The following is a 17,547-nucleotide window of genomic DNA, read 5'->3' on the forward strand; positions in this document are numbered from 1 at the left end:
ACAGCCGCCTGCTTAGCTAGCAATGCGTACTTGCCACTCATTCACCAGCGCGTTCAGCCCCTGCATGTGCTCCAAAATACGCCATGCGCCTGCGTGTAAAAGCCGTGCTGGCTGTTCGGCATCCACGTGGCTGGCACCGACAAAACCAATGACACACATACCGGCCGCGTGAGCGGCGGTGACACCCGCCACGCTGTCTTCGATGACCAGACAATTACCAGGGAGATAGCCCAGCTGCGTGGCGGCCAGCAGATAAAGCGCGGGGTCTGGCTTGGGGTTGGCTACCTGGTCCGCCGTAAAAATAGGCGTGTCCTTGCCAAAGGCATCGGCCAGCTGAGTGCACGCAAGTGACGCTACAACCCGCTGACGGCGGCTGTTGGATACCACCGCCTTGGCCAAGGGAATTGCCAACACGGCATCGTGCGCGCCCGCGACAGGGGTAAGCTCACGCGCCAAGCGCGCCTCAATAGTCGAGTCCACCTGCTCAGTGGCGTTATCAGGCAGCGTATACACGCTGTGCTGCTCCAGATGCTTAAGAATATCGCCGGTGGTCATTCCCAACGCCTGGCCAAGCCGCTCGGCAATGTTCAAATCGGGTAGCCACCTACCGAGATACTCCTCCAGCACACCTTCCGCCAGTGCTTCGCTATCGACCAACACGCCATCGCAATCAAATATAACCGCCTTCATGCCAGCGCCTCAGCGTCACCTGATGTGCGGTTATCGTGTCGCGTAAGCCCGGCCAGCGGATGCTGAGCAAGACTGGGCAACGCGCGGCCATCGGCCGCAAACAAGTGTGCTCGCTCAGGAGCGAAGCCAAAGCGTATGGTCTCGTGAACGCGATAGGCCACATCCCCATCCGTCATCAGCGTTACCAACAGGTCACCCATACGTACATACAGCGAGGTTTGCCCACCCAAGCGCTCAAGCACTTCAATTTGGCCACTGAGCGCACCCGCCTCATCAAGCACCAGGTGCTCGGGGCGAATGCCCAGCTCAAGGGCTGGCTGGCTTTCGATAGGTGTGTTTTCAGAAGACGCGTTTTCAAGTGCTTGGGCGTTGACGGGCACCGTGCACTCGCCACCACCAGGCAAGCGAACCTGAACACCTTCCGGCGAGGTACTGATTAATTCAACATCAAAGAAATTCATTTTTGGAGAGCCAATAAATCCGGCCACAAAGCGGTTTGCCGGGTGATGGTAGAGCGCCATGGGTGAACCGACCTGCTCAACCACGCCGTCATGCAGCACGACAATTTTATCGGCCATGGTCATGGCTTCAATCTGGTCGTGGGTCACGTAAATCATGGTGGCGTTGAGTTTTTCGTGCAGGCGGGCAAGCTCAATACGCATCTGTACGCGCAGCGCGGCATCCAGGTTGGAAAGCGGCTCATCAAACAGGAAAATACTCGGGTTGCGCACGATAGCTCGACCAATCGCCACGCGCTGGCGCTGACCGCCGGAAAGCGCCTTGGGCTTGCGGTCAAGCAGCGGCTCAAGCTGAAGTATTTTAGCGGTTTCCAGCACCTTGGCGCGGCGCTCCTCTTTGGGCACACCGGCCAGGCGCATGCTAAAGCCCATATTGCCTTCTACCGTCATGTGCGGGTACAGGGCATAGCTTTGAAACACCATCGCCAGGCCACGGTCGGCAGGCCCCACATCGTTCATTCGCTGTCCATCAATCACGATGTCGCCATCGGTGGCGCTTTCAAGCCCCGCGATAATGCGCATCAGCGTTGATTTGCCGCAGCCGGAAGGCCCCACAAACACCACAAACTCGCGGTCGTTGACTTCAAGGTTGATCCCTTTGATGACCGCGGTGTCGCCAAAGCGCTTGGTAATATTGTTAAGTTGTAAGGTTGCCATGCAAAACTCCTTTACTTGACGGCGCCAAAGGTCAGGCCACGCACCATTTGTTTTTGGGTCATCCAGCCAAGAATGAGGATAGGGGCGATGGCCATGGTAGAAGCCGCCGAGAGCTTGGCCCAGAACAGCCCTTCAGGACTTGAGAACGAGGCGATATAAGCGGTTAACGGTGCTGCCTTGGAAGAGGTGAGATTGAGGCTCCAGAACGCTTCGTTCCAGCTCAAGATAACCGAGAGCAAACCGGTAGAGGCAATGCCTGGCAGAGTGAGCGGCAAGAGCAAGAAGAACACTTCTTGTAGCGTCGAGGCACCGTCCATTCGCCCGGCTTCAAGGATGTCCTTGGGCATGTCCTTAAAGAAGGTGTAAAGCATCCACACCACAATCGGCAGGTTCATTAGCGTGTAGATAATGATCAGCCCCGTGCGGGTATCCAGCAGCCCTACATCTCGGAAAATAAGATAGATCGGCACCAACACGCCAACAGGCGGCAGCATCTTGGTAGAGAGCATCCAGAGCAACGTGCCCTTGGTGCGTTTAGTGGGCAGAAAGGCCATGGCATAGGCCGAAGGAATAGCAATTAACAGCGCCAGAAACGTCGAGCCAAAGGCGACGGCGACACTGTTGAGCGCAAAGCGCGCGTAGCCTGAGCGCGCCTGCACGGCTTCATAGCTTTCAAGCGTGGGCGTAAAGATAAAGCTTGGGTCGGCAATTGCGGCCGATTCGGTTTTAAACCCGGTGAGTATCATCCATAAAATCGGGAAGAAAATCACCAGCGCTACCGACCAACCCACCAACGTAATCACGAGCGTTTTCATGCCGGCTGACCCGCGGGCGGTACCCACCCCCGACACGTTTTGCGCTGGCGTAGTGGAACGTAATAATGACATTTATATTCTCCAAGTGCCCAAAGCGCTAATCTTCAAGGTTTTTCGCAACCATCCGCACCAGGAAAATCGCCACGATGTTGGCAAGAATAATCGCGATTACCCCGCCTGCAGAAGCAACACCCACATCAAAATCGAGCAGCGCCCGCATGTAGATCAGATAGGCCAAATTGGTGGTCGCAAGCCCAGGCCCGCCCGAGGTAGTCACAAAAATTTCAGCAAAAATGGTCAGCAGGAAGATCATTTCAATCATGATCACCACGCTGATGGCTCGCTTAAGGTGAGGGAGCGTTATAAAGAAGAAGATCGCGATAGGCCCCGCACCATCCATCCGTGCGGCTTCCACCTGGTCTTCATCCAAGGACTGCATGGCGGTGAGCAGAATCAACAGCGCAAAGGGTAGCCACTGCCACGCCACAATAATCACGATGGAGGTTAACGGGAGCGTTGAAAACCAATCAACGGCAGGCAAGCCAAGCGAGTTTGCCAACCACGCCAACACCCCGTTGGAGGGGTGCATCATCATGTTTTTCCACACCAGCGCACTCACGGTGGGCATCACAAAAAAGGGTGAAATTGCCAGCACTCGGGCAATACCGCGCCCGGCAAAGTCTTGTTGAAAAAGAACGGCCAGCAGCGTGCCGCCCACTACGGTAATCGCCAATACCCAGCCTACCAGCAGCAAGGTATTGCCCATTGCCTTCCAAAGTGCGGGGTCGGTTAGCAAATACTCGTAGTTTTCAACCCCGGCAAAGCCACTCATGCCTGGCATTAGCAGGTTGTAGTACTGGAAGGAGAACCATATCGTCATGCCTAACGGTATGATCATCCATAACAACAGCAGCGTCACAGCGGGGGCTTGAAGCGATAACGTTCTTAGCCCGCCAACCGTACGGCCAGAAGCACGTGTTTTAGTCATGGGAATACCTGCGCGAAAAAACCAACGAGAAACCGTTACAACACGCCTACCCGCGTAACGGGTAGGCGCTTTTACTTATTAGTCGTTGTAACCCGCTCGCTGCATAGTGCGCTCAGTGGCGCGCTGAGCGCTGTTTAGCGCTTGCTCTACCGTGGTGTCACCGGTTAACGCAGCGGCAATGCTCTGCCCTACCTGGGTGCCAATCGCTTGGAATTCAGGAATATTGACAATTTGCACGCCGGTATAAGGGTTCGGCTCTAGCGTGGAGTCGGTCGGGTCGGCATTTTGAATCGCGCTCAGCACAAAATCAGCGAAAGGCGCCGCTTCCGTGTAATGCTCATTGGCGTAGGTGGATTCGCGAGTGCCCGGCGGTACGTTGGTCCAACCCTGGGTTTCGCCAACCAGCTCAATGTACTCTTGTGATGTCGCCCAAGTGATAAACTGCTTAGCAGCATCTTTATGCTCGGAGGAGGCCGGAATCGCCAGTGCCCAGGTCCATAACCAGTGCGAGCCTTTTGGCGTTTGTGCCACGGGCGCTGGGGCAAAACCAAGGTTGTCGGCTACGCTGGACTCGTCGCCATCATAAAGCGTTCCCGCGGCGGAGGTAGCATCCACCCACATCGCACAGTTTCCCCGTGAGAATAGCGCCAGGTTTTCATTAAAGCCGTTGGAGCTGGCGCCGGGCGGGCCATAGTTACCTAGCAGGTCCACATAGAACTCGATAGCATTCACCCAGGGTTCAGAATTGATTTCGGGGTTCCACCCTTCATCAAACCAGCGGCCACCGTAGGTGTTGACCAGCGTGGTGACGAAGGCCATGTTTTCACCCCAACCGGGTTTGCCCCGTAGGCAGATACCCGCCACTCCTTCCTGCGCGCCATGGAGCTGCTCGGCCCAATCACGTACCTCGCTCCAGGTCGGCTGTTCGGACATTTCAATCCCAGCCTCCTCGAAGAGGTCTTTGCGGTAGTACATCATCGAGCTTTCCGCATAAAACGGCAGCGCGTATGGCGTGCCATCAAGGCTTAGCCCGTCGCGTACGGAGGTCAACAAGTCGTCTACGGCGTACTCATCAGGCAGGTCATTCAAGGGCTCAAGCCACTCGCGCTCCGCCCAGATAGGTGCTTCATAAGCGCCAATCGTCATAACATCAAACTGGCCACCACCCGTGGCAATATCGGTGGTCATGCGCTGACGAAGAACGTTCTCCTCCAACACGACCCAGTCCAGCTTGATATCGGGATGCGTCTCTTCAAACGCATCGGTCAAGCTCTGCATGATCACCATATCGTTATTATTAACGGTGGCGACCGTGATTTCAGTTTGTGCCTGAGCATGGCCTGCCACAGCAATGGCCGCTGCTAAGGTGGTGACGGGCAAGTGACGCGCGAGTCGCATATAACTCTCCTTTGGCTAATGTTGGCATTATTATCGCCTGATCATTTTGATCATGTTTCGAACAAATGATCGTACGTAGGACAAAAAAAATCAAAGCCCTACGGCTTAGACTTTATGGTTACGCCTCTTTTTAACGCGCTACGCTTGGCGGGAAGGTAGCCGCTCAACAATGCGCCGTGCCGCCACTTCGTCGGTGATTAACCCTTTTAACCAGCCGCCTTTTAGCGCCGCATGAATGCCTAACGCTTTATCGTAGCCACCGGCTATCGCGACCATAAGATGCTTTCCAAAATGCTCAAGCGGCAAGCTTGTCACGCGCCGAGTAATGGAGCAGTCAATGACTTCGCCTTGGCTATTTAACGGCCAGCCGAGCAGCTCCCCCACGGCTTCCAAGCCCAACAACTCATCAAGCTCGCGCTCACTAATAAAGTGGTCCTGGAACAACGTCGCCTGGCGGTCGATGCGCCCTACCCCAATAAACGCGGCTTCCGACGTCCGAGCCACATTGGCGATAGCTTGAAACAGGCGCTGGGAAAGCATTGCGTTTTTCTCGTCAATCGATTCGGCCACCACCGGCGCTGGCAGTAAGAACCGCTCACCGCCGGTTTTGTCAGCCAATAACATCACCGCGTCGTAGCGGTTGGCCGAGCCATCCCGGGCGACATTCCCCACCAGCGACACAAACCGGTGCTGGGGCCGCTCCGTTCGATCAAGCGCTTCTACCGCTGCCCGCACAGAGCGTCCACTACCTAGTGATAGCGTCAACGGCTCGCTACGCTCAACCAACTTGCCGATGCGCTCTGCCCCGGCAACACCCAGGTAGTGCGTGGCATTTTCCGAAGATGCCGTCTCAGCGGGCACTACATCGCAAAAGGTCAGCCCAAAATGTTCACGCAGCGTGTGACCAAGCGTCATGCAGCTCGAAATAGGATGGTCAATATGCACCTTCACCAACCCTTCCTGGCGCGCAAACGCCAACAGACGCTGTACGCCTGGCCGGGAAACACCCAACTGGCTTGCGATTTCATCCTGCGTTAGGCCGCCCACATACGACATCCAGGCGGCTCTGGCCGCTTGGTCCAACTTCACCTCAAATTTATCCATCGGTTGGCGTCCTGCCTTTCATTGATAACGTGACAATAACCATATTCACAAACGCGTCATCATACAAAGCTAATCATGCGACCAGAAGCCGTCTGTTCGCTACTATTGTTCACTACTGTTGTTCACTACTATGTCACCAGGTATGTCACCAGGCTGTGTTTTAAGTGCCATTTTTTTAAAGTCACGTTTTAACAGGAGCATGGCATGTATAAGCTTGCGTTTTTTGTGCCCATTGACGATGCCGAAAGCGTTAAAGAAGCCGTTTTCGAGACGGGCGCCGGGCGAATCGGCAACTATGAAGCCTGCTGCTTTCAAACCCGTGGCACCGGTCAGTTTCGCCCGCTTTCGGGTGCTGACCCGCATATCGGCGCAGTCGGAACACTTGAGTACGTTGAAGAGGTCAAGGTGGAACTCGTTTGCCAAGACACCTGCATCCACGCGGCTATCGCCGCGCTTAAGCTTGCCCACCCTTATGAAGAAGTCGCTTATGATGTTTGGCAGCTTGCCGAGCTTTAACGCTTGCTCAATCAGGCGCTACCAAAGTAACGTTCACGATCCTCAGATGTGATCGTGCCCGTATGTAGCGGAAAGTGATGGTGGAGCCGGTCCCGGTAGAAATGATGCAGCGTTCGCTCAATGGTTGGAAAGGCAATCTCATCCCAAGGGATTTCATGCTCATCAAACAAGGCGACCTCAAGGCTTTCAACGCCAGCGCTAAAGCCACCGACAAGCTCTGCGCGAAAAATCATATACACCTGATTAATATGCGGTAAATCAATCAGGGTATAAAGGTCGCCCAGGAGCACCTCGGCATGCGCTTCCTCACGGGTTTCGCGGGCGGCAGCCTGTTGCGTCGTTTCCGCGTTTTCCATATACCCGGCAGGCAGCGTCCAGTAGCCTTTACGAGGTGAAATGGCACGTTTGCATAACAAGACCTTGGAGCCACTGACGGGCAGCGTTCCAGCGACAATGCGCGGGTTCTGGTAGTGAATAGTACCGCAGGCATCGCATAGGTAGCGCGGCCGGTCGTCACCTTCGGGGACCGCGAAACGTACGTTATCGCCGCACTGGCTGCAAAAATTCATGGCATATTCCTACGGCTAAATGGCACACGTTATCGATGCTTGACGCACATAACCACTGCTGGGTAAAAAGGGACAAAGTGACGGGATACCCCATGTTAGAGAATCTACGCAAACGGCTGCAACAGCTCAACCCTCAAAGGCTGGACCAATTTCAGATGCGCGAAGCCGCTGTGCTAATTCCTGTGGTTGATCGCGCATCGCCTACCTTGCTGTTTACACGCAGGGCAAGCCACTTAGCTACCCATAGCGGTCAGGTTGCGTTTCCCGGGGGCAAACGCGAGCCGGAAGATACGGATCTTTACGCCACAGCGCTGCGCGAAGCTCAGGAAGAGATCGCTCTTGACCCAGCGGTGGTCGAGCCGCTAGGCCGACTTTCAGATGTGATTTCGCTGCATGGCCTGCGGGTAACTCCGTGGGTGGGCATTATTCCACCGGACTTGCCTTTGGTCGCAGACCTCGGTGAATTAGACGCTATCTTTGAAGTCCCTCTTAGCCACTTTTTAGAGGACCAGCGTACCCATACAGATGTCATTCCTGTCGATGGCGTGCCTCATTACGTGCCTAGCTACCACGTGGATGGCCATGTGATTTGGGGGCTTTCAGCGATGATGCTTGTCGAGTTGTTAGCCGAAGGATTTGGCATGCCCATCGACTTATATCAACAACCCCCAGGTATACTACGGCACTATCCTGAGCGTACTAGCCCTGAACGTACCAGCCAACTGTCCGCTGACCACCATCCGGCGATGCCCAAGAGTATACGCAAATGATGCTTTCAAACTTCACCACGTCGCCCGTGTTAACGCCCGCTGTACAAGTAGCGATTGTTGATGCGCTGGTGGAGCAAGGCTGGTATGTGGGGCGCGCGGCGATCAATCTTGATCTTTGCCACGCCTTACACCGTGAGCTTTCGCACATGGCCGAGCATGATGCGCTTGAAGAAGCCGGGATTGGCCGAGGTCAGCAGCATCATTTGCGCAAGGATATTCGCGGTGATGCCATCCACTGGCTGGACCGTCAAAGTGAAGCCCAACGCCACTATCTTGATGCAATGGGCGAGCTACAACAGTCGCTTAACCAGGCGCTGTTTTTAGGCCTTTTTGAGTATGAAGCGCATTTTGCCCACTATCCGGCGGGCGCTTTTTACCAGCGCCATTTGGACAGCTTTCGCGGCCGCGCCAACCGGGTAATTTCTACCGTCGGCTATTTAAATCCTCAATGGCCAAGCGATGGCGGCGGCGAAATGGTGATCTATCATCCTGATGATGCCAGCAAGGAAGTTGCCCGTGTTGTACCGGAAGCCGGAACGTTTGCCTGCTTTTTGTCAGAAACCGTTCCTCACGAGGTGCTTCCCACCCACCAACCACGCGCCAGCATTGCTGGCTGGTTTCGGCGTAATGCTTCGCTAGGCGGCGTACTGGACCCTGCCCGCTAGGCTTTGTACGAAAACTGCTACTTAACCACTATCAAAGCGGCATACATACCCCAGAGAAGTCTTCTCGAAAGAGGCAGGCTTCCATGCCACTCTGACACAGCTGCAGTTAACTAACACCACGAACTTGCCATTGATTGTAAAGCCTTGCCAATCGTCCTTAAAAATCCGATATTTAAAAATATATTAATAATACTATTGAAAAACAGAGTACAACGACTACATTGATATTGTGTCAGATACGGAGCTTCACACAACCGTAACAAGGCTTTTTAATTGCAAACAACGCTTAAAGCATACTTTGCAACTGATCATCAAGCCTTTGACACCTAATGTATATTCTGCATTTTAAGGAAAGGCAGCGATTCAAGCATCACTGCCTGGTTCATAAACTGGATCGTTCTGAATCGTTAGCTTCCACTATTTGATTTAGACATCAACGTAAGATACTGAGCCTTATCAAGGAGCAAGAGGAATGAAAATGATCAAATCAGCCGTCATTGGTACACTAATGGTTCCTGCTTTCATGCTAGCAGCAGGTAATGTAAGCGCCGAAGAAACAACATCAACGACCGTTGAAGTTGAAGCAACCTACCTGACCAGTGTGCCAGAAAACGTTTTCTACTCAGACTCCCTTAAGGGCCATCATGTTAAAAGCACTGTCGAAGATGACGAGAACATCGGCACTATCCACGACCTGATTATTGATGAGAGTGGTCAAGTGACCGCTGTGATCATCGGTGTTGGCGGCTTCCTTGGCATGGGTGAAAAAGATGTCGCCATCGAGTGGGATTCACTCGAACTGATCTGGGATGCGGAAGGTAACAAATATGATGTCCGCGTTAACGCTTCAAAAGAAGCGCTTGAAGAAGCCGCTGAATTTGAGCGCGACGAAGTAGACGCGTAAAGCAGCCTTCGTACACTAGTTCTAAAAGCCTTAGCTTCTGCTAAGGCTTTTTATTTTATCTAGCGTTTAAAATATAGTGTATATTTGAGCGCTATAACGCAGTCAAACATGCACACCAAGCGCTTAGTATAAAATCAACAACATCAAATATTTTTACTTTTCAGACACCTTATAAAGCTCACTCTCTTCACCTTTCCGCTATATCAGCCTACACACTAAACGGCATGCACTAGCGTTTTATTGTTTTATAATTGCGCCCTACCACCCATTATAAAATTTTGGCTATTAAAAATAGCGCTACGTTATTAAACGTAGCGCTAATCAATAAAGTGCTAGCCTTTTAGCTGGGCCGTCATGCTGATTTCAGCATTGAGCACTTTTGATACGGGACAATTTTCCTTGGCCTTTTGGGCGGCCTCTTTGAAGCTCTCTTCATCGGCACCACTTACTTCAGCGGTGACATCCAGATGAATGTTAGAAATGCTAAAGCCTGCTGAATCCTGCTTAAGCTTAACGCTGGCAGTGGTATCAATAGCATCAGCGGTATAACCAGCCTCACCTAAAACTTTGGAAAGCGCCATTGAAAAGCAGCTGGCATGCGCAGCGCCAATCAGCTCTTCCGGATTGGTGCCCTTTTCGTCTTCAAAACGCTGTTTGAAGGAGTAATTAGCACTGAGAACGCCACTTTCGGTTGAAACGGTGCCTTTTCCATCCTTCAGTCCACCTTCCCAACGTGCGCTAGCTTTACGATCCATGAAAAACTCCTTATCAGTGATAGCTAAAGACCTGATTGATCAGTGGATACTGATATGATCAAAAAAGGTTGAATGGTCACTCGCATAGAGCAACTGACCACCCCGTTCAGCGTAGCTGATTTTTAGCACCGTGCCGAACTCAGATGATGAGTGCTTCCCAGGCCGCGCTAGTACTACTGTGTCATAAATAGACATGTTATCAATACGTATTGTGTCATCTGTATAGCGATTTCGCATTATGGTAAACGACGCACTTCACGACCGCTTCGAGACGTATCTTGATGAGCTAGCGCCTCGCCTGGGCCATGCTGATCGGGTGCAGGGTTTTCAGGATTACTGTCGTGGCTTGATGCTGCCGCTGGAACGCAAGAGTATCGAGCCCATCGCCGCCAGTGCCGATCCGGATAACGTTCAGGCCTGTCATCAGTCGCTGCATCACCTGGTGGCTCGCTCCGGATGGTCTGGCCGAGGGATGCTCAGTGGGGTGGCGCAGCAGGTGCTACCCTACTTGCTACCCCCGATACGACGCCTTTTTGGATTATCGATGACACAGGTATTCGCAAGAAAGGGCGACACTCGGTGGGCGTTAGTCGCCAGTACTGCAGTGAGATTGGTAAACAGGACAATTGTCAGGTCGCCGTTAGCCTATCGGTGGCGACCGAACAGGCCAGCCTGCCGGTCGCATGGCGGCTTTATTTGTCCACATCATGGACAAACGATCCGGCGCGCTGTCGCCGTGCTGGCGTGCCAGAAGAGATCGACTTTGCCACCAAACCGGAGATCGCCCTCCAGCAGGTGCGCGAGACACTGGAGGCCGGTATCACGCCCGGTATCGTGCTAGCAGATGCGGCTTACGGCAAAGTGACGCCTTGGCGAGAATAGCTTGCGGAATGGGGCTTGAGTTATTGCGTTGACGTGCCGGAGGGTATCAGTGTCTGGCCGCCTGGCAGTGAGCCTCTGCCTCCGAAGTGGTCCGGCCAGGGGCGACCGCCGACACTGTTCTGGTTGAATATCCCGGACACCTCAAGAAGAGATAAACTCTTCACCAACAGAGGTGCCAACCATGAGTCAGAAACGCAGTTACAAGCAGTACTCTCCAGAATTTAAAGAGGAAGCCATTGCTCTTGTCACCGAGCAAGCTTACTCCGTCCCTGAGGCGGCGAAATCGCTGGGTATTGCCACCAACCTGCTCTATCGCTGGAAAGACAAGCACGAGCAGTCGGTCAGTGAGTCGAAACCAACAGAAACGGAGCTGGAGGAATTGAAACGCCTTCGCCAGGAAGTCAAAACCTTGCGCATGGAGAAAGAAATTTTAAAAAAGGCGTCGGCTTTCTTCGCGTGGAAAGCCCGCCCAGCCAGGGTAATCAGTGCAGAAGAGCTCAAACTGTACCGGCGCACCAGGCTGCTGTTTGAAGCCAGTAAAAACAATCCTGGCAGTCGCGAACTGGCCAAACGGTTGAAGGAGGAAGGTTTCTCGGTGACTCGGTATCGGGTCGGCCTGGTCATGGAAAAACAGGGGCTGCGAGTGATACAGAGAGTGGCATACAAGATCACGACCAAGCGTAAACACAGCGATCGAGTCGCGGACAACCTGCTGAACCAACAGTTTAATCCACTCGGCAAAAATCAGGTTTGGGCTGGGGATATAACCTATCTGAAAACAGGTGAAGGCTGGATGTATCTGGCCATTGTGATGGATTTGTACTCACGCCGGATTGTTGGTTGAGCCATTGATAAGCGGATGACGACGAGTGTGATCTGCCGAGCCATGATCAAGGCTTGCAATCTCAGGCAACCACCGAAAGGTTTGGTCTTCCACAGCGACCGCGGGTCCCAGTACACCAGCAAAGCGTTTGCGAAGCTATTGAAGGGTTATGGCATACGAGCCTCAATGGGCGATGTAGGTGCTTGCTGGGGTAACGCGGTTGTTGAGCGATTTTTCGGCAGCGTGAAACACGATTGGCTACTTAAAGTACACCCGCCAACACGGGCTCACATGAAGCGAGATGTTGAGGCCTACATGAAGTATTACAACCTGGAGCGACTGCATTCATCGAAAGGTGATCAGGCTCCAGCGGAGTATGAGAAATTAGCAAATTAATGTGTCCGGTTTTATTGACCAGAACAAAGCAGCGTGGTCGCGTCGGGAACACTCTCGATGGCAAGGTCGATACCGATGAAGTCACGCATGGCCTGACTGTCATGGATGGCATCTTCAAGCGCTTCATCGGCCAGTCCGTACCATTGCTGAAGGAAATAGACCCGCAACATCCGTTCCAGACCAATCGGTGGCCGACCGCGCTTGCCCCCGCCGATTTAAGGAAGCAAGACGGCGACAACGCCTTGATTAGGCGTTGCCATGGCATTAGGGCATCCATCTGTGCCGGGAACCGTTCCCGGCGAGTGATCTTCTTCTTGTTCTGGTGCTCAGCCTGAGCAAACGAGATCTGCTTCATCGGAAACTCTGTCGGACAGTGGAAATTTCTATTTTACCCTGCCGGTGGCACTTAGGCAGCAACGGCCGTATTTATGCAGCGGTTCCCTATGTGCTTACTGCTAATAGGCTGGACTTTGCTTTGGGCGGCGATGGCTGGTTTATCATTGCCGTATTAGGGGCAACCTTTTGCTACGGCATGGCGGGCAATTACTCTAAAACACGCCTGGGCCATTTGCCGCCTCGGGTACTTGCGGCAGGCAGCTGCGCAATGTCAGCCCTGGTGCTTCTTATCCCCGGCATTTTACTTTGGCCCAGCGAGCCGATTAGCCCACTTGCCTGGGGCAATGCCATAGCACTTGCTGTATTCAGCACTACGCTGGCTTTTTTACTCTATTTTGGTTTGTTAGCCAGCGCAGGTGCCACGGCCGCCTCAACCGTTACATTCCTGGTACCCGTTAGCGCCCTGTTGTGGGGCTATTTACTACTGGGTGAGACACTTAGCCTTCAGATCGCTATAGGCATGGTAATTACCCTGCTCGGCACGGCTGTGGCCACCCGGCTGCTGCGCCTCAAGCGCCACGCGCCTCAGCCACCAGCGTATCCCCCACATGAATAATGCTTCCTTCACCACGATGCAGCGTCGCGTTCTGTCCAAAATAAGCGCCTTTTAATTCAGGCTGGGTATTCAGGCCTATTAACGTTTTAAGCGGCTCGGCAGGCTCAAGTATCTGGGCCGTTTGCTGGTCTACCGTGGTAATTTTGCAGCGTTTACACGGTTTTCGCAGAATAAGTTCAAATGCTCCATTACTAGCCTGTAGCCCTTGCCAACCATCTTCAGCCCATGGCTTGTCGGTTTCGACCACAATATTGGGCCGAAAACGGTTCATGGGAATAGCCTGACAACCACTCTCCTCAAGGGCACGGTTGAGCGCATTGAGAGAGCCGGTTGAAGCAATCAGAAAGGGGTAACCATCCGCAAAAAGCGTGTCGGCGTCATCCCCGTTTAAAAACGCCGTTTCTATCGGACGTTTAAACTGCGTGTCGAAACGGACCAGGCTCAGGCCACTGCCCTGTTCACCTAAAGCAGCTTCCAGCCAGCTTGAAACGTCGCTGCTTTCAGGCCACGCCTTACAGTGATCATTCCAGACCTGAACAATACGCAGGTTGCCGCTCGGTTCTGCAAGCGGTATCGAAAGTGGCTCAACATGGGGGTGTGAAAGTACCAAGGCATCGGTGGTTAAGGCTACTTCTACCGTGGCTAGCGCAGGCCGCTGGCGTTGAGTCACAAAGCGCTGCTGTGTATCAACCAGCATCCAGCGGCGGTCCCACGCAAGGCCGGTGGGCAGCAGTTCACTGTGGGTAAGACTGATACCCTTTAAGGATTTGACCGGATAAATATTGAGCTCGGAGATATGCACGGTAGCCTCGATACAAACGAAAATGGTTACTCTAACCAGCCAGCGCGCTTATCACCAGTGCGGCTTCTCTTGGTAATAGCCCGATGAAAACCGGCTATAGCGTGGCGCCTGTTTCGATGCGATAGCCCAAGTCGACCGTATGATCAGCCACCGCTTCGCCCTGAATCCTGGCCAGCAGTGCTTGCGCGGCAGCCTCGCCAATGGCTTGGCGTGGCGTGATGACACTCGCAAGCTTTGGCGTCATTGCCTGCCCCACGTCGTGGCCGTGGAAACCCGCAATCGCCATCTGCTCAGGCACGTTAATACCGCGGCGCTGACACTCAAAATACGCCCCAACGGCCACGTCATCGTTAGTGCAGAATACGCCATCCGTATGAGGGTAGTCGTTTAAAATTTGCTCTAGAAGCGCTGCGCCTACGCTGTAAGAGGAGCGTTGACTGCTATGCAGCGTTACCGGCGTAAGGCCGTGCTGTTCCATCGCCTGGCGGTAGCCCTGCTCACGTTGCAGCGTGCGCTCATCCAGCCGCACAGCCAGATAAATAATCTGCTGCCGACCATAGCGAATCATTTCACTCACCATATCAAACGCTGCGGCAACGTTGTCGTAGCCTACCGCCTGCTGTAACGGCTTATGATGGGTGTCCATGATTTCCACCACAGGAATACCGGCGGTTTCCAGCATTCGCAGCGTGCGGGGAGTGTGATGATGGTCCGAAAGAATCACCCCATCCACGTTGTAAGACAGCACCGATGCCAAGCTTCGCTCTTCAACGGCCGGGCTATACCCATAGTGAGACAGCATAAGATGATAACCGGCAGGCTCGGTACGTTTCTCAATCCCCACGATGACATCAGCAAAGACCTGGTTCGTCAGCGAAGGAACCAGCACGCCAATAGAGTGGCTGGTAGCACGCGAAAGTAGATCCGGCGCTCGGTTGGGAATATAGCCGACCTGCTCGGCCACGCTAAGAATACGCTCGCGCAAGCCTTCTGAAACAGTTTCCGGGTCTCTTAGGCAACGACTCACCGTCATTTTGGTTGCCCCGACCTGGTCAGCAATAGTTTGTAGCGTTGGGCGTTTTTTCTTCAAACGGGATACTGCCTCTGTAACAACGATTAGCTGGATGGCGAAGGTAGCCGCGCATCGAGTGTGCCACTAAATCGGCTCACAATCTCCTCTGGAGAGAGCGCAATGGACAGGCTAACGGCCTCATCATCACCCGGCGGTTGTAAATCAGCAAGCTGGCTGGCCAGCATGTTATCTCCTTTAAAGAAGTGCCCTTCTCTGGTGGCCAGGCGCTCGCGTAATAGCTCAGCGCTCCCCTCCAGGTACAGAATTTGCAGTGCTGAATCGCCCTTGCGCAAACAATCCCGATAACGCCGCTTTAAGCCCGAACACGCAATCACAGCGGTTTCATTTCGAGCCTGGTAGTGGGCAAACAGTGACGACAGCTTCTCAAGCCACTCCTGACGATCATCATCATTAAGCGGCGTCCCGCCCGCCATTTTGGCTACGTTAGCAGGCGGGTGATAATCGTCACCGTCAATAAACGTGGCATTCATGGCGGCTGCTAGCTGCTGGCCAATGTGGGATTTGCCGCAGCCGGAGGCACCCATCACCAAAATACGATAAGAAGTAGGGCTCATTAGATAATTTCTCCGAAAAGGCCTGATGTGCGAGGGCACAAAACCACCGTTGTCAGGGTGCCTGGCAGGTAGCGGATTGACTGGATATCTACAGCTTGAACACCAACTGTTACCGGTAACAAGCGCTTGAAGATTAAAAGACCCAACACAGACGTGTCAAAGCAAAACCGCCCTTTTACAACCAACGTCTAGCGCTGGTAAGCGAACGTATGACACGCTACATTAACGCATTGCATCAAGTAGGGAGCCGACATGCCCGCGTTAGGCTCTGTCTGAAAAGTGTCTGCGCTCGACAATACGGCGTTAAAAATTGGCTCAAAATACTCATTTACACATGTAAACTCCGTTTTTTCGCCAATTTTTGCCTTGTCTTGTCTTCGCTCGTCGACTTTTCAGACAAACCCTAGGACCTTGTAGGCGAGAGCCGTGCAGTGAGCTGGAACTTGATCATCATTAAAAGATGTCCCAATTACTCGTCCCAAAAAGGAAACTGCTATGTCTATCGAAAAAATTGCTTACCGCGCCCATGCCCACGCGACCGGTGGTCGTGAAGGCAGTGCCAAGTCGTCTGACGGCGCGCTGGACGTCAAACTCAGCACTCCCAAGGAGCTGGGCGGAGCAGGCGGTGAGGGTACCAACCCGGAGCAGCTGTTTGCGGCGGGTTACTCTGCTTGCTTTTTAGGCGCTCTAAAACATGTTGCCAGCCAGGAAAAAGTAACGCTTCCCCAGGATACCGCCATTGAAGGCAGTGTAGGTATTGGTGCCATTCCTACCGGCTTTGGTATCGAAGTCGAGCTAACAATCAGCCTTCCCGGCATTGACAAGAGCATCGCTCAGGATCTGGTCGACAAGGCCCATGTCGTATGCCCTTACTCCAACGCTACCCGTGGCAATATCGACGTTACCCTAACGCTTGCTTAACGTTTTAGCGTTAATCACCCGTTAATTATTAAGCGCACGCTCCACTGCTCCGCTGGCATGCAGGGCAGTGGTATCGTAAAGCGGCACAGCGGTATGTGCTTGCTCTACCAGTAAGGCAATTTCTGTACAGCCTAGAATGACCGCCTGAGCACCCTGTTGATGCAGGCTGGCGATCACCTTCAGATAGTGCTCACGGGAGTCATCGTTGATCTTCCCTTGGCATAGCTCATCGAAAATAATGCGATGAACCATCTCGCGTTGCTCCTCCTCTGGCACCACGACCTCAATGCCAAATGTGTCCCGCAAACGCGCCTTGTAGAAATCCTGCTCCATCGTAAAGCGCGTACCCAACAAGCCAACACGCGTTATACCGTCCTTTCGCAGCTGCTCTGCGGTCGCATCAGCGATGTGTAACAGCGGGATGCTGATAGCGTGCTCAATCGCGGGCGCCACTTTATGCATAGTATTGGTGGCCAGCAGTAAAAAGTCAGCGCCAGCCCGCTCAATATTGTACGCCGCCTCAGCAAGAATTTTTCCAGCGGTTTCCCAATCGCCCTGCTTTTGCAGCGCCTCAATCTCAGCAAAATCGACACTCACCATGGCAATTTTGGCCGAGTGGAGACCGCCCAGCGCGTGTTTTACGCCCTCGTTCAAGGCGCGATAATAGCTTTGCGTGGACTCCCAGCTCATTCCGCCCAGCACTCCAATGGTTTGCATGATTGCCTCCCTGGTGACTTATCCGTCAGTTTATTACGCGGCTAATTATTCTCGCCCC

17 protein-coding genes and 4 pseudogenes are annotated in these 17,547 nt (G+C 53.4%); 8 read left to right on the plus strand and 13 right to left on the minus strand.

Annotated elements, in window-relative coordinates:
• Positions 1 to 12 precede the first annotated feature (12 nt).
• The 6 genes from ACT3TY_RS15015 to ACT3TY_RS15040 all read right to left on the minus strand — a co-directional run bounded on the left by ACT3TY_RS15015 (position 13) and on the right by ACT3TY_RS15040 (position 6,170).
• On the minus strand, positions 13 to 690 hold the full coding sequence (locus ACT3TY_RS15015; RefSeq protein ID WP_441679403.1) for an HAD family hydrolase: 678 nt from the start codon (positions 688 to 690) through the stop codon (positions 13 to 15).
• Complete coding sequence (locus ACT3TY_RS15020; protein ID WP_441679404.1) at positions 687 to 1,865, minus strand: ABC transporter ATP-binding protein; 1,179 nt, start codon at positions 1,863 to 1,865, stop codon at positions 687 to 689. The genes ACT3TY_RS15015 and ACT3TY_RS15020 overlap by 4 nt, the downstream gene beginning before the upstream one ends.
• A gap of 11 nt (positions 1,866 to 1,876) precedes the next feature.
• Positions 1,877 to 2,752, minus strand: a complete 876-nt coding sequence (locus ACT3TY_RS15025) for a carbohydrate ABC transporter permease (protein WP_192528445.1) — start codon at positions 2,750 to 2,752, stop codon at positions 1,877 to 1,879.
• A 25-nt stretch (positions 2,753 to 2,777) separates the two neighbouring features.
• A complete protein-coding gene (locus ACT3TY_RS15030; RefSeq protein ID WP_441679405.1) occupies positions 2,778 to 3,668 on the minus strand; it encodes a carbohydrate ABC transporter permease in 891 nt (296 codons plus the stop codon).
• Positions 3,669 to 3,746: 78 nt separating this feature from the next.
• A complete protein-coding gene (locus ACT3TY_RS15035) occupies positions 3,747 to 5,066 on the minus strand; it encodes an ABC transporter substrate-binding protein (protein WP_441679406.1) in 1,320 nt (439 codons plus the stop codon).
• Between the two features lie 138 nt (positions 5,067 to 5,204).
• On the minus strand, positions 5,205 to 6,170 hold the full coding sequence (locus ACT3TY_RS15040; protein WP_441679408.1) for a sugar-binding transcriptional regulator: 966 nt from the start codon (positions 6,168 to 6,170) through the stop codon (positions 5,205 to 5,207).
• A gap of 204 nt (positions 6,171 to 6,374) precedes the next feature.
• Between ACT3TY_RS15040 and ACT3TY_RS15045 the strand changes: the two genes are divergently transcribed.
• Positions 6,375 to 6,686 carry an NGG1p interacting factor NIF3 gene (locus ACT3TY_RS15045; protein ID WP_441679409.1) on the plus strand — a complete coding sequence of 104 codons (312 nt, stop codon included), beginning with the start codon at positions 6,375 to 6,377 and terminating at the stop codon, positions 6,684 to 6,686.
• Positions 6,687 to 6,697: 11 nt separating this feature from the next.
• Here the strand turns inward: ACT3TY_RS15045 and ACT3TY_RS15050 are convergent, their stop codons facing one another.
• Positions 6,698 to 7,255 carry an NUDIX hydrolase gene (locus ACT3TY_RS15050; protein WP_192528441.1) on the minus strand — a complete coding sequence of 186 codons (558 nt, stop codon included), beginning with the start codon at positions 7,253 to 7,255 and terminating at the stop codon, positions 6,698 to 6,700.
• 92 nt (positions 7,256 to 7,347) lie between these two features.
• Between ACT3TY_RS15050 and ACT3TY_RS15055 the strand changes: the two genes are divergently transcribed.
• The 3 genes from ACT3TY_RS15055 (at position 7,348) to ACT3TY_RS15065 (ending at position 9,594) form a co-directional block, all read left to right on the plus strand.
• Complete coding sequence (locus ACT3TY_RS15055; protein WP_444628785.1) at positions 7,348 to 8,025, plus strand: CoA pyrophosphatase; 678 nt, start codon at positions 7,348 to 7,350, stop codon at positions 8,023 to 8,025.
• Positions 8,022 to 8,690, plus strand: a complete 669-nt coding sequence (locus tag ACT3TY_RS15060; protein ID WP_192528439.1) for a 2OG-Fe(II) oxygenase — start codon at positions 8,022 to 8,024, stop codon at positions 8,688 to 8,690. Before ACT3TY_RS15055 ends, ACT3TY_RS15060 begins: the two co-directional genes overlap by 4 nt.
• Before the next feature lie 472 nt (positions 8,691 to 9,162).
• Positions 9,163 to 9,594: a PRC-barrel domain-containing protein gene (locus ACT3TY_RS15065; protein WP_087111734.1), complete on the plus strand. Its 432-nt coding sequence runs from the start codon at positions 9,163 to 9,165 to the stop codon at positions 9,592 to 9,594.
• A 332-nt stretch (positions 9,595 to 9,926) separates the two neighbouring features.
• Here ACT3TY_RS15065 and ACT3TY_RS15070 read toward each other — a convergent pair whose 3' ends face one another.
• Entirely contained in the window at positions 9,927 to 10,349 is a 423-nt protein-coding gene (locus ACT3TY_RS15070; RefSeq protein WP_087111732.1) for an OsmC family protein, read from the minus strand.
• 238 nt (positions 10,350 to 10,587) lie between these two features.
• Here ACT3TY_RS15070 and ACT3TY_RS15075 point away from each other — a divergent pair.
• Positions 10,588 to 11,348, plus strand: a pseudogene (locus tag ACT3TY_RS15075) (IS701 family transposase); the annotation flags it as partial.
• A gap of 64 nt (positions 11,349 to 11,412) precedes the next feature.
• Positions 11,413 to 12,450: pseudogene (locus ACT3TY_RS15080) on the plus strand (IS3 family transposase).
• Between the two features lie 26 nt (positions 12,451 to 12,476).
• Here ACT3TY_RS15080 and ACT3TY_RS15085 read toward each other — a convergent pair.
• Positions 12,477 to 12,805, minus strand: a pseudogene (locus tag ACT3TY_RS15085) (transposase); the annotation flags it as partial.
• 87 nt (positions 12,806 to 12,892) lie between these two features.
• Between ACT3TY_RS15085 and ACT3TY_RS15090 the strand changes: the two are divergent.
• Positions 12,893 to 13,402 (plus strand): annotated as a pseudogene (locus tag ACT3TY_RS15090) (DMT family transporter); the annotation flags it as partial.
• On the opposite strand, the gene ACT3TY_RS15095 reads toward ACT3TY_RS15090, so the two are convergent.
• From ACT3TY_RS15095 to ACT3TY_RS15105, 3 genes are all read right to left on the minus strand, one after another.
• Positions 13,356 to 14,204 (minus strand): MOSC domain-containing protein, encoded by an 849-nt coding sequence (locus ACT3TY_RS15095; RefSeq protein ID WP_444628786.1) that lies wholly within the window; start codon positions 14,202 to 14,204, stop codon positions 13,356 to 13,358. The pseudogene ACT3TY_RS15090 and the gene ACT3TY_RS15095 sit on opposite strands and share 47 nt — an antisense overlap.
• Before the next feature lie 94 nt (positions 14,205 to 14,298).
• Positions 14,299 to 15,294 (minus strand): gluconate operon transcriptional repressor GntR, encoded by a 996-nt coding sequence (gntR, locus tag ACT3TY_RS15100; protein ID WP_444628787.1) that lies wholly within the window; start codon positions 15,292 to 15,294, stop codon positions 14,299 to 14,301.
• A gap of 26 nt (positions 15,295 to 15,320) precedes the next feature.
• Positions 15,321 to 15,851, minus strand: coding sequence for a gluconokinase (locus ACT3TY_RS15105; protein WP_444628788.1), 531 nt, complete (start codon positions 15,849 to 15,851; stop codon positions 15,321 to 15,323).
• 495 nt (positions 15,852 to 16,346) lie between these two features.
• On the opposite strand from ACT3TY_RS15105, the gene ACT3TY_RS15110 reads away from it, so the two are divergent.
• Positions 16,347 to 16,772, plus strand: a complete 426-nt coding sequence (locus tag ACT3TY_RS15110; protein ID WP_193053979.1) for an organic hydroperoxide resistance protein — start codon at positions 16,347 to 16,349, stop codon at positions 16,770 to 16,772.
• Positions 16,773 to 16,793: 21 nt separating this feature from the next.
• Here the strand turns inward: ACT3TY_RS15110 and ACT3TY_RS15115 are convergent, their stop codons facing one another.
• On the minus strand, positions 16,794 to 17,489 hold the full coding sequence (locus ACT3TY_RS15115; protein WP_444628789.1) for an aspartate/glutamate racemase family protein: 696 nt from the start codon (positions 17,487 to 17,489) through the stop codon (positions 16,794 to 16,796).
• Positions 17,490 to 17,547 lie beyond the last annotated feature (58 nt).

Source organism: Halomonas sp. AOP22-C1-8, from assembly GCF_052378905.1.
Taxonomy (GTDB): domain Bacteria; phylum Pseudomonadota; class Gammaproteobacteria; order Pseudomonadales; family Halomonadaceae; genus Vreelandella; species Vreelandella citrativorans.

What these genes read in the sequence shown, in the direction of transcription:
- ACT3TY_RS15060 (WP_192528439.1), top strand. Translation starts at nt 8,022, where the DNA reads ATGATGCTTTCAAACTTCACCACGTCGCCCGTGTTAACGCCCGCTGTA.
- ACT3TY_RS15055 (WP_444628785.1), top strand. Translation starts at nt 7,348, where the DNA reads ATGTTAGAGAATCTACGCAAACGGCTGCAACAGCTCAACCCTCAAAGG.
- ACT3TY_RS15030 (WP_441679405.1), bottom strand. Translation starts at nt 3,668, where the DNA reads ATGACTAAAACACGTGCTTCTGGCCGTACGGTTGGCGGGCTAAGAACG.
- ACT3TY_RS15025 (WP_192528445.1), bottom strand. Translation starts at nt 2,752, where the DNA reads ATGTCATTATTACGTTCCACTACGCCAGCGCAAAACGTGTCGGGGGTG.
- ACT3TY_RS15065 (WP_087111734.1), top strand. Translation starts at nt 9,163, where the DNA reads ATGAAAATGATCAAATCAGCCGTCATTGGTACACTAATGGTTCCTGCT.
- ACT3TY_RS15035 (WP_441679406.1), bottom strand. Translation starts at nt 5,066, where the DNA reads ATGCGACTCGCGCGTCACTTGCCCGTCACCACCTTAGCAGCGGCCATT.
- ACT3TY_RS15105 (WP_444628788.1), bottom strand. Translation starts at nt 15,851, where the DNA reads ATGAGCCCTACTTCTTATCGTATTTTGGTGATGGGTGCCTCCGGCTGC.
- ACT3TY_RS15040 (WP_441679408.1), bottom strand. Translation starts at nt 6,170, where the DNA reads ATGGATAAATTTGAGGTGAAGTTGGACCAAGCGGCCAGAGCCGCCTGG.
- ACT3TY_RS15050 (WP_192528441.1), bottom strand. Translation starts at nt 7,255, where the DNA reads ATGAATTTTTGCAGCCAGTGCGGCGATAACGTACGTTTCGCGGTCCCC.
- ACT3TY_RS15110 (WP_193053979.1), top strand. Translation starts at nt 16,347, where the DNA reads ATGTCTATCGAAAAAATTGCTTACCGCGCCCATGCCCACGCGACCGGT.
- ACT3TY_RS15045 (WP_441679409.1), top strand. Translation starts at nt 6,375, where the DNA reads ATGTATAAGCTTGCGTTTTTTGTGCCCATTGACGATGCCGAAAGCGTT.
- ACT3TY_RS15115 (WP_444628789.1), bottom strand. Translation starts at nt 17,489, where the DNA reads ATGCAAACCATTGGAGTGCTGGGCGGAATGAGCTGGGAGTCCACGCAA.
- ACT3TY_RS15015 (WP_441679403.1), bottom strand. Translation starts at nt 690, where the DNA reads ATGAAGGCGGTTATATTTGATTGCGATGGCGTGTTGGTCGATAGCGAA.
- ACT3TY_RS15070 (WP_087111732.1), bottom strand. Translation starts at nt 10,349, where the DNA reads ATGGATCGTAAAGCTAGCGCACGTTGGGAAGGTGGACTGAAGGATGGA.
- ACT3TY_RS15020 (WP_441679404.1), bottom strand. Translation starts at nt 1,865, where the DNA reads ATGGCAACCTTACAACTTAACAATATTACCAAGCGCTTTGGCGACACC.